This is a genomic window from Butyrivibrio sp. AE2005 (assembly GCF_000686965.1).
GTDB lineage: Bacteria > Bacillota > Clostridia > Lachnospirales > Lachnospiraceae > Butyrivibrio > Butyrivibrio hungatei_A.
Genome location: NZ_JMMD01000016.1, coordinates 1 through 13,976 on the forward strand (window position 1 = coordinate 1; position 13,976 = coordinate 13,976).

Genomic DNA, 13,976 nt, shown 5'->3' on the forward strand with positions numbered 1-13,976 from the left:
ACGTCTGCCATTGGAATCCGACGTTCAATGCATACCTCGCCAAAAAGCGGGCTGAAGGGAAGCATTATTATGTCGCTGTATCCCATGCGGCGAAGAAGCTCGTTAGACTGATATATCAGCTTGAGAAATCTCATCAGTCATACAACAAAGCAGCTTAACTAATTCCGTACAAATCTTCTTTCAAGAGCATCTAAAACGATGCTCTATTTGTCATGCAGTTTTCAAGGTACTGATTACGATGAATGTGTCATCGCCACTTTATTCAAAACATTTCTGTTTTAGAACATTTTTATTGACTTTCTTTAATAGTTAGTCTTCCATTCATTTTCACCCTGTTATTTGTTTATTTTTATTTAGCATTCCAAATGCCCTTTTCATTATACCAGCATGTATTGGCGTTTCAATGGCAATAGTTGCTAAATATATTGTTAACAAAAGATATTTTTCTGTCTTCTTTCACCTTTTTCAGATATATTGGCATGATTCCTCATACATTTGTCACTTAATGCCGCTGATGTGGTATACTTTTAAAATATATTTAAGATAATGAGGTAGATTCATTGGAAAATAAAAACGGAAAAGAATTATGGAAACCGGGGAACATGCTGTATCCCATACCTGCAGTTATGGTAAGTTGCCAAAGAGAAGGCGAGAAGCCCAATATCATTACCGTAGCCTGGGCAGGGAATGTTTGCAGTTCACCTGCGATGTTATCCATATCTGTTCGTAAGGAGCGCTACTCCTATGATATCTTGAAGGAGACGGGCGAGTTTGTGGTTAATCTCACGAACAGAAAGCTTGCTTACGCAACCGATTGGTGCGGAGTAAGATCGGGAAAAGACTATGACAAGTTCAAAGAAATGCATCTGACGCCGTTAGAATCAAGATTCGTGTCAGCTCCCGGAATCGCAGAGAGCCCCGTAAATATTGAATGTAAGGTAAGAAACGTTCTGGAACTTGGAAGCCATGATATGTTTGTGGCTGAAGTGATGGGCGTTACCGTTGATGAGAAACTATTAGACAACAAAGGAAAATTTGACCTGCGCGCCGCAGATCTGATCTCTTATTCACACGGAGAGTATTTTACTCTTGGTGAAAAGATCGGAAAATTCGGATACAGCGTAGTGAAAAAGAAGACATCGAAAAGGAAAAAATGAAATATTTTTTATTATACATAAAAGAAACACTTAGATTCGTATTAAAACCAATGTCCTTTCTGCCTGCAATAATGATGATGTGCATTATCTTTATGCTTTCATCGCAGGAAGGTACGACCAGCAGCCAGTTAAGTTACAAAGTGGGGGTAAAGATCTTTACTGTTACAAACAAGGTGCTCGATAAAGGCTGGAGCGAAGAACGTATCGATCAGCTTTCCACAAAATATCAGTATTATGTAAGAAAGACAGCACACTTTACGGAATACTTCCTTTTGGGAGTATCTGTAGCTTTTCCGCTGTATGTATATGGCGTAAGAGGAATGAAGCTGATCTTTTTTGCAGGACTATTCTGTGTCGGATACGCAAGTCTTGATGAATTCCATCAGTCTTTTGTCCACGGTAGAGGGCCTTCGCCAAAAGATGTAATGATAGACTCCAGCGGAGCGATTACGGGAATAATACTTACAAGAATTGTAGGATGGACGGGAAGAATGACTATTTTCAAACCATTGTCCAATCATAAAGATGAAGATCGCGGCAAAAAACGGAGATAAACTCTTTTATTTTTATTCTTTACAAGCCTAAATTGCTATGATATAATTTCATTCGTTGGTGCGACATGTGCCGACAAACCGTATAAATAGGGGAATCATACAATGGCTAGTATGCCGGTCTCCAAAACCGCTCATGGGGGTTCGAATCCCTCTTCCCCTGTTGCTAAAAGCGCTTAACTCATTGAGTTAAGCGTTTTTTTGTTGAATAGGAAATTTCTCTGAAATTCCCTATTCAACAAAAAAGCTCCGCAGGGATGCGCAGCTCGCGGTAAGGAATATATTGCTTACGCAATCCGCTCGCGCGCTAGCATTTCGCGAGCGAAATGCTTTTTTATTGATTAGGGAATTCCATGATATATGAAACTAATTCTTTTTCTTAAGTAACATCAAAACAACGGCGTATACAAGCGTTGCAAAGGCTCCTCCCAAGATAAGCACCATATACTTATTGGACATAAGCTGCTCGCCGCCGTAAGTATACAGGAAAATATGCGGGAATCTTGCAATAAATGTGAGCGGAATCCACATAATAAGCGGTTCTTCCGAGTAATAGCCAAGCCAGGCATATGTATCCTTGGGAAGGGGCAGTAGCATGAATAAAATATGAATGATCTTTGGCTTTCCTTTTTTTATTATGTTTTCAACATGCACAAGCTTATCTTCAGGGAAAAGATATAGTAAAAAATCTCTTCCGAATTTCTTACCGATAAGAAAAGCGGCTGTGTTTCCGAGCGTTGCAAACGTATCGCACAGAAGAGCTCCTTTAAAGCCGCCGAGAAGATAGCCTGAAGCCAGATAAAAAGGCAGTCCGGGAATGCAACTTGACATTGTCTGTATCAGGACAAAAAAGCCAAAAACTAACAGACCTGCGGTTCCTTTGCTTTGCACAAAAGCATCCAGAGCCTCGGGATCTTTGACAAAACCAATCATGGGTCTGCCGACGAATACATATAAAAGCAGCATGAATATCGCTATTAGGAATAAAGTAACAGTTGTCCTTACAGTTCCCTTTTTCATAAATACATTATACTATTTGTGAGCAGCGACAATAATTGTTTATATTGTTTTTATTTTTATTCCACAAATTAGAAACATTACTCTTGTACTATAGATATATCTACTATTTAAACCACAGAGGGGAGGTACAGGAATCATGGGTGGATTTGAAGCAGAGATTGCAGAATACGTTGGAAATTATACAAGACGTCGTGGTTATCCGCCGACAGTTGAAGAGCTTATCAGTGCTTTTGGTCTGATAACCGTATTTTGTGCGATGTTTTATATATTGAATCTTTACAAGATCGGTATGATAAGAAACAGTCTGTTCTTTGGAACAAACGATCTGTTGCTTATTCCGGTAAAGACAAAATAATAATTGAAATAAAAAGTTGACAGAGACTTTTTACTATGATATATTACTTTAGTATTTGATAACAAAGCAGAGTATCCACTCTCACCCTGCGGCACAGCCAGCAGGCGTTAATATCTTTTCAAGAATAATACCGTCAGGTTTTTTATTATGAATAGAAAAGTGGATACGTTGCGTATTCACTTTTTTTATTTTGCGGAGGATAAAGCCATTAGCGAGTTATTTATCAATGAACAGATTAGAGCTAAGGAAGTTCGTGTAATCGGAGTTGAGGGCGAACAGCTCGGTGTTATGTCAATTCAGGATGCCAGAAAGACAGCCGATGATGCAGGTGTTGATCTTGTTATGATCGCTCCAAACGCCAAACCACCTGTTTGCAGAGTTGTTGATTATGGTAAGTTTAAGTATGAACAGCTTCGCAAAGAAAAAGAGGCAAGAAAGAAGCAGAAGACAGTTGAGATCAAGGAGATCAGACTTTCTCCCAATATCGACAAGAACGATCTTAACACAAAAGTAAATGCGGCTAAGAAGTTCCTTGAAAAAGGAAACAGAGTTAAGGTAACACTTCGTTTCCGCGGACGTGAGATGGCTCATATGGGCGCAAGCGTACACATTCTTACAGATTTTGCCGAGGCGCTCAGCGATATTGCTGTTATCGAGAAGCAGCCTAAGGTTGAGGGACGTAGCATGGCAATGTTCCTTACAGAGAAGAAAAACTAAGGTTTTTACCATTATTTTTGGTTGAACACTATAGAATAAACTTAAGATTCACAGGAGGATTTAGTTATGCAGCAAAAGATGAAAACAAAGAGAGCTGCTGCCAAGAGATTTAAGGTAACTGGCACAGGCAAGCTTATGAGAAACAAAGCGTATAAGCGCCACATCTTGACAAAGAAGTCCACAAAGAGAAAGAGAAACTTGAGACATGCAGGACTTGTTGATGCTACAAATGTAAAGGCAATGAAGAGCATTCTTCCTTACGCTTAAGCAGAGCACTTAGCGAGGTTTTATCGAGCTTAGTGCGAGCTATGGGGATATACTTACATGAGGTTTTGTCGAATTTAGTATATATCCCATAAGCAGAACACTTAGCAAGGTTTTATCGTGTTTAGTGTAAGAGCACTAACAGTTTTAAAATGTTTTTGAAAAATTTTAGGAGGATATTTTAAATGGCAAGAGTTAAAGGCGCATTGAATGCCAAGAAAAAGCACAATAGAGTATTAAAACTTGCAAAAGGATACAGAGGAGCAAGATCAAAGCAGTATAGAGTTGCAAAGCAGTCAGTTATGAGAGCACTTACTTCTGCATTCGCCGGACGTAAGCAGAAGAAGAGAGATATGAGATCTCTTTGGATTACACGTATCAATGCTGCAGCTAGAATCAACGGTCTTTCATACAGCAACATGATGCACGGTCTTAAGCTTGCAGGCGTTGACATCAACAGAAAGATGCTTGCAGACCTCGCAGTTAACGATCCTGAAGGATTCAAGACACTTGCAGAGCTTGCAAAGACAAAGATTGCATAAATTAAAACATGCGTTGATAAAACGATATTGTTGCGATAGAATAAAGAAGTCTCGAAAGAGGCTTCTTTATTTTTTTGGAGGTAACACAAATGTCAGTATTAGAGAACTTAGAACCCAAAGAGGTTTTTCATTTTTTTGAGGAGATATGTAAGATTCCGCACGGCTCCAGAAATTTGGAGCAGATAAGTGCTTTTCTTGTTAATTTTGCAAAGGAGAGGAATCTGGAAGTAATATCTGACGATGAGCTTAATGTCATCATCAAGGCACCTGCTTCTAAGGGATATGAAGATAGGGAAACTATTATTCTTCAGGGCCACATGGATATGGTTGCAGTAAAAGAAGATGACTGTGATATAGATATGGCAAAAGACAGCCTTAGGGTGAAGACTGACGGAGAATATATCTGGGCAGACGGTACAAGCCTTGGAGGAGACGACGGAATAGCGGTTGCGTATATTCTTGCACTCCTTGATTCTAAGGATATACCGCATCCTCCGCTTGAAGTTATCATCACTACCAACGAGGAGATTGGAATGATCGGTGCATCGGCGCTTGATCTGTCTTCACTCAAAGGCAAGAAGATGATCAATATAGACAACGAGATTGAAGGCGAATTTATTACAAGTTGCGCAGGGGGTGCAACATTTATTTCTGAACTTACGGTAAAGAGAGAGAGCATTTCCGGTGTTGAATGTAAGATAGAAGTACTTGGTCTTAAGGGCGGACACTCGGGAGAGATGATCAAGTATGAGAGAGGAAATGCCAATATCATATGTGCTAGGACTATGCTTGAGGCAATGGATGTTGCGGAGCTTCATGTAAAGAACTTTGGCGGCGGAATGGCCGATAATGCGATTCCATTTGCGTCAGCTGCAAATATTGTTGTTCCTGAAGGTGATGTTGCCAAGATAAAAGAAAGTGTTGAAAAGACGCTTACAGATGTCAAAGGCGAGCTTGATCTTAAGGATCCAAACGTTGAGATAACATTTAACGAGATTGGTAAGACAACAGCAGAATGTATTGATAAAAAGGATGCTGAGAGATTTCTTAAGATGATCATTGCAATGCCAAACGGCCCTCTTGCGATGAGTGCCGCTGTAGAAGGACTTGTTGAGACTTCTGTTAACCTTGGTATTGTGGAAACAAGCAGTGACAAGGCAAAGACTGTTCAGTCACTTAGAAGCAGTGTTGAATCATCCAAGGCAGTTCTTGTAAAGAAACTTGAAGTTGTAGCGGAGTCTTTTGGCGGCAAGACAACTATGGAAGGCATCTATCCCGGATGGAAGTACAGATGTGATTCTCAGCTCAGAGACCATATGGTTGACGTTTATAAGAAACTGTATGGAAAAGAGCCTGTTCTTCATGCAATTCACGCAGGACTTGAGTGTGGTATCATCAGCAATAAGATAAAAGATCTTGATTGCATATCAATCGGACCCGATATGGCAGATATTCATTCCACAAAGGAAAAACTGTCTGTTAAGTCTGCAAAGAATGTATGGGAGTACTTAAAGGCTGTACTCGCATGATCAAGTAAGATGCAGAGCTATCGCATGTTTGCCATATAATGTGAAAAACTCGGGGGACTGTCGCATGGATGATATAAAGGAAAGAATCATTGACGAGACTATAATGCGCTTTAGCAGAGAAGGACTTAAGTTTACGCTGGATGAACTTGTAGACGGAATGCATATAAGCAAGAAGACGGTTTATAAGCAGTTTGGCAAAAAGGCCGATCTTTTAAAGGCTGTTATCGATTACGTGTTTGAAGGAATCAGGGAAAAAGAGATTGAGATAATCGATGATGATTCCATCGATCTTGTGCAAAAGATAAAGCTTGCTATAGTATGTCTTCCTGATAAGTACAAAGATATCGATTTCAGAAAAGTTTATCAGCTTAAGACCAAATATCCTGACGTTTACGAGTATTTGATCTATAGGATAGAGAATAGCTGGGATAACGTCGACAGGCTTCTTATCAAGGCTATGGAAAAGAAATTGATCAAGGATATGCCCCTTACTTTCGTCAGACTTATATTTATAGGATCTATTAAACAGCTTATTGCATCCAGGGAGATGCTTAAGGTGGGACTTAGCTTCAGCGAGATCATGGAAACATCGATAGACGTTATAATGGCCGGAATTCTTATATAAGTATAAAGAGTTCAAAATGATACTTGCTATAAATGAATGTGTGCGCTAAAATGATTTTGCACAATTTATTGAATTATAATCAGCTTTATTGAGTAGAGCGTTTAACGAGATATTGTGTTTGGAACGGAGAATATATGAGTAAGTTAAAAGATCTGTTCTTTGGTAGCGATGAAGAACGTAGCAATAGTGAAAGTGAGGAGATTAAATTGGCAAACGAAGAAGTAAAGAACGAGTCAGGTGCAGAGGCACTTGTTACAGCAGATATGCTTGTCGGAGACCTTTTGGTTAAGCATCCGCTCGCGTCACAGTTTTTGATGGAGTGCGGAATGGGATGTATCTATTGTCCCGCTTCACAGATGGAGACACTTGCTGAGGCTTGTGCAGTACATGGTATTGACGGTGAAGAGATTGTAGATGCGCTTAACGACTATCTTATTGAGCATAACGCATAAGATATCAGCGTAACGTCCGTGTGAGCAGAATATGTAAAAAAATAAGGATAAAAACTTTCGGCGTATCACCGATAAGTTTTTATCCTTTTATTTTTCTTAGTTTTCTTTTTTGGCAGGAACCTGAATCTTGAAGTACTTAACATTGGCTGTAAGCTCTTCGGCAATCTGCTGGAGGTCTTTTGCCTGATTTACAACAGATTCCATATTGGTATCAAGTTCCATGAGAGATGCGCTTGTTTCCTGAGTGGAAGCGGCGTTCTCTTCGGAGATACTTGAAAGGGACTCGATGGAGTTAAGGATGTTCTCCTTATCGGAGTTCATTGTCTCTACGAGAGTAGCAATCTGCTTGTTTCCTTCCTCGGTTTCCTGAAGGAGTCTTAGCATTTCATCGAAGGAAATACTCATCTCTTCAAGGGCTGTAGCTTCATTTGTTGTAGCGGCCTTGATGCTCTCTGTAAGTTCTTTGTTAGTGTTTGAGTAGTCGGTGATTGTTGAGAGCATGTTGGTGATCTCGCCTGCAAGAGCGTTTGTATCGCCTGCAAGGTTCTTGATGTTATCGGCAACGACTGCAAATCCTTTTCCTGCTTCGCCGGCTCTTGCGGCCTCAATTGAAGCATTGAGCGCAAGGAGGTTTGTCTGGCTTGCGATTGAAATGATGGATTCTGCGGCTGTCGAGATCTGTTCAACTACATTTGCGGTCTCGTTAACTGACTCTGCAACACGTCCGGCCATTTCGTCTGTCTTCTGGTCCTGAATCTTGATCTGCTCAAGCTGTTCTTTTACTTTGACAGATTCATTGTAAACAAGGCGGCCTTTTTCAAGGTTGGAGTTTGCTGAATCAAGCACGCTGTCAACAGAAGAGCCGATGTTGATCGTGATGGTAGAAGTGCTCTGAACATCTTCAGCCATAGCTGTTGCTCCCGATGCAAGATCGTTTACTGCGGAGCTGATATCGGTTGTGGTTTTCTGCGAGCTTGTGATTGAATCTTTTGCAATCTCAGCTTTGCTGTTTACGCTATCGGCATGAGTAATGACTTTAAGGAGTGCGTGTCTGAGTTCGTGTCTCATTCCCTCAAGAGAAGCAGCGATATTATTAAAGTCTTTTATAATGCTGTTGGGTCTTATCTTGGTAACAAAGTCTCCCGTAGCAACGTTCTTAACCGCAAGAGAGATACTCTTAAGGTTGTGTACGATGTTAAGGAGCATGATGATAGTAAAGATAAAGAGTGCAGCTGCGATCGCGCCGAATATTGTTGAGCTTACGATGATACTTCTGTTTATTGAAGCGTTGTTCATCTCTTTCTCATCATTGGCCCATTTCTCGGCAATCTGAGTCATCTCTGAGAGATAACCTCTGGCAATCGCGTAGTCATCCGTGAGCTTCTTGATCTCGCCGGATCCTGCATTGTACTCATCTGAGCCGGATCCGATTGTCTGTTTGTAATCTTCCTGCCATTCTGCGAGAGCGGCAACAAATGAATCATGAGTTGCTGTAAAAGTTGCTCCGGAATCTGAAGTTATAGTGTTATACAAATATGAATTGGTCTGGGCGAGCCCGTTTGCGTTTTCAACTCTGCTTGATGTCTGGTCGATGCAATTCTGAGTGTTTTCCATATATCCTGTAAGGACACTCATATTTGCATACTTAAATTCTGAAAGGTAGCGACTGATTGAAAGCATTGCCTCGTTCAAGTCTTTGTCTGCATTTACAAGCTCAAAATTTATTGTATATAGCATGTCATAATAAATCTTCTCGTCGGTCTTCTCAATGTTCTTCATCTGCACATTACTGAAAATGATGCTACCGATCAGCGCTATTATAAGCGGGATAGTGACCATTAACAGCACAGCAGCCATGCTGGCGTGGAACTTAGGTGTTCGTTTTTCCTTCATAGAAACAATTACCTCCGTGTCAGTCTATTATACAAATATATCGGCAATTTCGTTAAAAAGTTTATACTTTTTTCCTAATCTTTATGCTTTTTTTCCAAAATCTTATCCAGTATAGATCGCCGTGTCACCTCAATTTCTTCCCAGAATTCCGATGCAGACATCCTTATCGCACCGGCACTGAATACTATGACTTGCTCGATTGCGTCTGAAGTGGCAACAGTCACCCTGTATTTCTTACTGAATTCGTGAGCAGCCTTTTCAATGTACTGATCGGCTGTCTCAGCTTCTTTTGTGTATATCACTGTAAGGTTATTTAGTTTTTCAATGTGCTCTTTTCCGCCGGGTACCTTATAGGCGTCAAATATAAGCAGGACTTCTTCACGCCTGTATCCTTGGAAGTTGGACAGCGTATCTATGAGTGAGTCTCTCGCGGCCTTGAGATCGTGTTTGGCAAGATCTTTTAATTCCTTTGATGCGTGGATCACGTTGTAGCCATCGACCAGAAGATAGTGCTTTGATGCTTCGATTGCTGCTTTTTCTGCTGCGGTGGCGTTTCTGTGCTTATCGCGTTTTTCTTGTTCGATATCAAGGTCTCTGTTTTTTTCGGTCGCAATGCTGTCTGCTGAAGCAAGTACGGATCGGTCCTCAGTGTAGCGAGGCTTTATGGTTCCGTAGGTTCTTTCAAATATGGACTTTAGTTCGTCTTCGGCGGCGAAATAGTCTTTTTGTTTTTCTGCAAAAGAGCGTGTATCTTCAGCGCTTCTGCGCGTATTTATCTTCTTTAGGGCTTCGAGGTCGAGGCCGTTTGTAAGATCTGTTACTGCATCGCTTTTTGCTAAATCGGGCTTTCTTGCGTCCAGATGCATATGATCCGGAACTTCATCCCATGAGATCAAGGTTGCCGCACCGTGCATACAAAATACGGAAGAAGAGGGATTGTCCGGATCAAGGTCGGGATCGTAACCTGATGAAGCAATAACTTCTTCTGCGTTGTGGCAAGGGCCGTAGCCGCTGAGCGTGGTGTAGATATGGCCTTCGCCTTTGGTATATGCGGATAGTTCCTGCGCGTAATTACCGAGACATGCTGCGGGGACAGTTCCCGTAAGAATTGATTTGCCGCCTTCAATATCGGGCAGTCCCACGGTTCCGTTCATCATTTGTATGTCCGTGAGAGCCCTTCCTACAGTTTCTTGCGGAAGTTCCATTCTGTAATCGAGTATCGGTTCTAAAAGAACTGAATCTGCCTGCATCAGTCCCTGCCTTATTGCGCGATAGGTGGCCTGCCTGAAATCACCGCCCTCTGTGTGCTTTTCGTGAGCCTTTCCTGCTATGAGCGTGATTTTCATGTCGGTTATCTCAGAGCCTGTAAGGACTCCGCGATGCTTCTTTTCACCAAGGTGCGTAAGGACCAGTCTCTGCCAGTTAAGTGCAAGGTCATCGGTCGGACAGTCTGACGAAAAGACAAGACCGCTTCCCGGTTCTCCGGGTTCAAGGAGAAGATGCACTTCGGCGTAGTGGCGGAGCGGTTCAAAATGACCGACGCCTTCAACGGTATTTGCTATCGTTTCCTTATATACGGTGTGTCCGGGGCCAAACTCCGCGTCGATGTTAAATCGGGTCTTTAGCATGTGACGAAGGATCTCTTTTTGCACTTCACCCATTATCTGAATCTCAATCTGGCCGGTTTCTTCAAGAGAAGTCACCTGAAGCATAGGTTCTTCCTCTTCGAGAACTTTAAGCTGCTTAAAGACGGGAACGGGATTCACATCTTCGGGAAGAAGGAGAGTGCAGGATAAAATGGGTTGCAGGATTTCTGAGACATTACTGCCTTCCAAAATGCCGAGTCCTTCGCCGGCTCTTGTCCCTGTAAGGCCTGTTACGACGCATATCATTCCGGCATAGGCACTTCTTGCAGGCTCGAACTTTTCGCCCGAATAAAGTCGTATCTGATCGACTTTTTCGCCGCGAATACTGTCTCTGACGTTCAGGACGCCGCTTGTGATCTTGATGTGAGTCAAACGGTTTCCTGAATTATCTCTGCTTATCTTATATATCCTGGCTCCGAATTCTTTTGGCGTACCGTCAGGGTTTTCAGCTTCGCAGGTCATACTCGGAGCTGCCTTGCAGATAAGGTCAAGGAGCTGTTGTACGCCGTCCGCTTTAGGGGCTGAGCCAAAGAGAATCGGGAAGCACTTCCTTTTATGAATGAGATTGCTAATGTTTTCCTGAGTTATCTTTTTACCATCAAGGAAACTTGATAAAAGCTCTTCGTCACACATGGCGAGTTCTTCAAAGAATTCATCTTCAGGCACACTCTCATCAAAAGAGATGCATGAGGATGAAAGTGTTTCCCTGATCTCAGATGTCACCGCACCTACATCGGTTCCGGGTTGGTCCATTTTGTTTACGAAGATCACAGTCGGGACACGGTAATGCTCAAGGAGCTTAAAAAGCATCCTGGCCTGTGAAGTTACGCCGTCCGGTGCGCTTATTATGAGCGTAGCAATGTCAAGAACCTGAAGAGTTCTTTCCATTTCCGGAGAAAAATCTGCGTGTCCCGGAGTGTCAAGCAGATTAAAGCGTATGTCGTTGTAATCAAAAATGGCTTGTTTGGAAAAGATTGTAATTCCGCGTGATCTTTCGAGTTCGTATGTATCAAGAAAAGTATCTTTATGATCGACTCTTCCCGGCTTTTTAATACGGCCGGCAAGATACAAGAGACTCTCAGAAAGGGTAGTCTTACCCGCGTCAACATGGGCAAGTATGCCAAGGGTCACATTTCTTTTCATATATCACATCCTTAATTGTTTCATATAGTAATGTTACTATTTTTTGTTCAAAATAAGCAATGGATTACATTATTAAATTGTGTGCAACTTGCAAATGTTTTTCACAGAATGTACAATAATTTGAAAGTAAATAGCAGTTTTGGGGTAGGAGGTAATTGCAATGAAAATTTGTCCAAATTGTGGGAAAGAGTTAGCAGATGACGTAAAATTCTGCGAGAAATGTGGCTGCTCTTTAGAGCCATATAACCAGAATCAGGGAGTCGATCCGAATGCTTTTCAGGATGGTGTTGCACCACAGATGCAGCCCGGATTTAATCCGAACGGGCAGAGCTTTAACCAGTTTGCTCCTCAGTATACAGCATTTGATCCAAAGGATCACACTTCTGACTATGATAAAAGGGATATTGCAGATAATAAGATATTTGCAACCCTTGCATATATAGGATTTATGGGCATGATCATAGCTCTTTTGGTAAATAATTCACCGTTTGCAAGATTCCATGCAAGAAACGCAGCTATGATCGAAGTTGCAAATATTATTGCAGCAGTTGTCTTCATCGTTCCGTTTATCGGATGGATTGCATCACCCATCATGCTGATCGTACTTTTTATAGTAAGGATCGTAGCATTTGTGAGAGCGCTCAAAGGAAAAGCTATAGAACTTCCGATAGTTTCCGATATAGGTTTCCTTGCATAATTTGAAACGGTAAAAAATCAGGCGAGCAGGTGTTTTTTGATAAGGCACCTGCTCGTAGTGGTAGGAGAAAAAATGGATAAAAGAGAATTGGCAGTTCAGTACAAACACAGTGGATGCAATTGTTGTCAGGCTGTTCTGAAAGCGTATAAGGATGAGCTTAAGGTTCCGGAGGAACTTCTTATGAAGATGGGCTCGGGATTCGGAACGGGAATGGGATGCCTTGAAGCCACATGCGGTGCTCTTTGTGCGGCAACAATGGTTGCGGGGCTAAAAAACGATACGACTACCCCGACTGTAATGACGGCAAAAAAGATGCTTGCAAGCTTTAAGGAAAAGTCCGGAGCCACTATCTGCAAGGAACTCAAGGGAGTGGAGACCGGAAAGGTACTGTGCGACTGCGATGATTGTGTAAGACACGCGGTTGAGTGCATAGAGGAAACAAAGGAGCAGATGTGCTGAGCCATGCCTCGAAAGCTTTCAACATATTTAAAAGAAACATACGGTGAAAAGATATACAGACTTTCTCTTTCATCAGGTTGTACGTGCCCTAACAGGGACGGCTCAATAATCACTCCGGACGGAAAAAAGCTGACAAAGGGATGTACTTTTTGTTCTGAGCAGGGTTCCGGTGAGTTTGCGGCAAAGATCGCACCGATCGCTGTCCAGATAGAAGATGCAAAGGCAAGGATAAGGCAAAAGACTGATGCAAAGAGCTTTATCGCGTATTTTCAGTCTTATACGAATACCTACGGAGATGTCGGGCGTCTTTCCAAGCTCTATAACGAGACTGCTGACAGGGATGATATTAAGATTCTTTCCCTGGGAACAAGACCCGACTGCCTGGGAGATGACGTAATGGAGATGCTTGCAGCTCTTAACCGCAAGAAGCCTGTGTGGGTGGAACTTGGACTTCAGACGATACATGAAGAGACCGCCCGAAAGGTTGACAGGGGTTATGAACTTAAAGTCTTTGAAGATGCGTACAAGAGGCTTAAAGAAGCCGGCATAACGGTCATAGTGCATGTTATTCTGGGACTTCCGGGTGAAACAAAAGACGATATGCTTTCGTCGGTTAAGTATCTTGCGGAGCTTGACCCCGTACTTGACGGCATCAAGATTCAGAATCTTCAGATATTGAAGGGGACTTCGGTGTATGATGATTATATGCGCGAGCCGTTTCCTGTGATGTCAATGGAGGAGTATACGGATCTTGTGCGTGATTGTATAGCTCTTTTGCCCAAAGAAACCGTAGTACACAGGATGACGGGAGACGGGCCGAGGCGCCTTCTTGAGGCACCGTTGTGGAGCCTTGATAAAAAGAGAGTTCTCAATATGCTGAACAAAAAGTGTAATGAGATTATTTCTTAAGCATGATGAAATTTAGG

15 protein-coding genes, 1 tRNA gene and 1 pseudogene are annotated in these 13,976 nt (G+C 42.1%); 14 read left to right on the top strand and 3 right to left on the bottom strand.

Annotated features, from left to right (window positions below):
- The 4 genes and pseudogenes from DL92_RS21815 to DL92_RS0111155 form a co-directional block, all read left to right on the top strand.
- Positions 1 to 158: pseudogene (locus DL92_RS21815) on the top strand (IS110 family transposase); the annotation flags it as partial.
- Between the two features lie 444 nt (positions 159 to 602).
- Positions 603 to 1,157, top strand: a complete 555-nt coding sequence (locus DL92_RS0111145) for a flavin reductase family protein (protein WP_034469015.1) — start codon at positions 603 to 605, stop codon at positions 1,155 to 1,157.
- Positions 1,154 to 1,711: a VanZ family protein gene (locus DL92_RS19045; protein WP_034462180.1), complete on the top strand. Its 558-nt coding sequence runs from the start codon at positions 1,154 to 1,156 to the stop codon at positions 1,709 to 1,711. Before DL92_RS0111145 ends, DL92_RS19045 begins: the two co-directional genes overlap by 4 nt.
- Positions 1,712 to 1,799: 88 nt before the next feature.
- Positions 1,800 to 1,871: transfer RNA gene (locus DL92_RS0111155), tRNA-Trp, on the top strand.
- Between the two features lie 203 nt (positions 1,872 to 2,074).
- On the opposite strand, the gene DL92_RS0111160 is transcribed toward DL92_RS0111155, so the two are convergent.
- The gene (locus DL92_RS0111160) at positions 2,075 to 2,728 is read right to left on the bottom strand and encodes a TVP38/TMEM64 family protein (protein WP_143002113.1); all 654 of its coding nucleotides are present in this window, start codon (positions 2,726 to 2,728) and stop codon (positions 2,075 to 2,077) included.
- Positions 2,729 to 2,864: 136 nt separating this feature from the next.
- Between DL92_RS0111160 and DL92_RS0111165 the strand changes: the two genes are divergently transcribed.
- The 7 genes from DL92_RS0111165 to DL92_RS20760 all read left to right on the top strand — a co-directional run bounded on the left by DL92_RS0111165 (position 2,865) and on the right by DL92_RS20760 (position 7,212).
- A complete protein-coding gene (locus DL92_RS0111165) occupies positions 2,865 to 3,083 on the top strand; it encodes a hypothetical protein (RefSeq protein WP_026667751.1) in 219 nt (72 codons plus the stop codon).
- A gap of 147 nt (positions 3,084 to 3,230) precedes the next feature.
- Positions 3,231 to 3,800, top strand: coding sequence for a translation initiation factor IF-3 (gene infC / locus DL92_RS0111170; RefSeq protein WP_242838997.1), 570 nt, complete (start codon positions 3,231 to 3,233; stop codon positions 3,798 to 3,800).
- 66 nt (positions 3,801 to 3,866) lie between these two features.
- Positions 3,867 to 4,067: a 50S ribosomal protein L35 gene (gene rpmI, locus DL92_RS0111175; RefSeq protein WP_013280183.1), complete on the top strand. Its 201-nt coding sequence runs from the start codon at positions 3,867 to 3,869 to the stop codon at positions 4,065 to 4,067.
- A 182-nt stretch (positions 4,068 to 4,249) separates the two neighbouring features.
- Positions 4,250 to 4,606 (top strand): 50S ribosomal protein L20, encoded by a 357-nt coding sequence (gene rplT, locus DL92_RS0111180; protein WP_026656925.1) that lies wholly within the window; start codon positions 4,250 to 4,252, stop codon positions 4,604 to 4,606.
- An 89-nt stretch (positions 4,607 to 4,695) separates the two neighbouring features.
- Positions 4,696 to 6,135, top strand: a complete 1,440-nt coding sequence (locus tag DL92_RS0111185) for an aminoacyl-histidine dipeptidase (RefSeq protein ID WP_026667752.1) — start codon at positions 4,696 to 4,698, stop codon at positions 6,133 to 6,135.
- 64 nt (positions 6,136 to 6,199) lie between these two features.
- On the top strand, positions 6,200 to 6,760 hold the full coding sequence (locus tag DL92_RS0111190) for a TetR/AcrR family transcriptional regulator (protein ID WP_026656927.1): 561 nt from the start codon (positions 6,200 to 6,202) through the stop codon (positions 6,758 to 6,760).
- Between the two features lie 134 nt (positions 6,761 to 6,894).
- Positions 6,895 to 7,212, top strand: a complete 318-nt coding sequence (locus DL92_RS20760; RefSeq protein ID WP_026656928.1) for a DUF1858 domain-containing protein — start codon at positions 6,895 to 6,897, stop codon at positions 7,210 to 7,212.
- A 96-nt stretch (positions 7,213 to 7,308) separates the two neighbouring features.
- Here the strand turns inward: DL92_RS20760 and DL92_RS0111200 are convergent, their stop codons facing one another.
- Positions 7,309 to 9,105: a methyl-accepting chemotaxis protein gene (locus DL92_RS0111200; protein ID WP_026656929.1), complete on the bottom strand. Its 1,797-nt coding sequence runs from the start codon at positions 9,103 to 9,105 to the stop codon at positions 7,309 to 7,311.
- Between the two features lie 74 nt (positions 9,106 to 9,179).
- A complete protein-coding gene (locus tag DL92_RS19055) occupies positions 9,180 to 11,894 on the bottom strand; it encodes a translation factor GTPase family protein (protein WP_034469006.1) in 2,715 nt (904 codons plus the stop codon).
- A gap of 160 nt (positions 11,895 to 12,054) precedes the next feature.
- Here DL92_RS19055 and DL92_RS0111210 point away from each other — a divergent pair, with 160 nt between their 5' ends.
- From DL92_RS0111210 to DL92_RS0111220, 3 genes are all read left to right on the top strand, one after another.
- Positions 12,055 to 12,591 carry a DUF4870 domain-containing protein gene (locus DL92_RS0111210; RefSeq protein ID WP_026656930.1) on the top strand — a complete coding sequence of 179 codons (537 nt, stop codon included), beginning with the start codon at positions 12,055 to 12,057 and terminating at the stop codon, positions 12,589 to 12,591.
- A gap of 72 nt (positions 12,592 to 12,663) precedes the next feature.
- Positions 12,664 to 13,050: a C-GCAxxG-C-C family protein gene (locus DL92_RS0111215; RefSeq protein ID WP_026656931.1), complete on the top strand. Its 387-nt coding sequence runs from the start codon at positions 12,664 to 12,666 to the stop codon at positions 13,048 to 13,050.
- Between the two features lie 3 nt (positions 13,051 to 13,053).
- Complete coding sequence (locus tag DL92_RS0111220) at positions 13,054 to 13,959, top strand: tRNA modification radical SAM protein MnmL/YtqA (RefSeq protein WP_026667753.1); 906 nt, start codon at positions 13,054 to 13,056, stop codon at positions 13,957 to 13,959.
- The last annotated feature ends 17 nt before the right edge of the window (positions 13,960 to 13,976 follow it).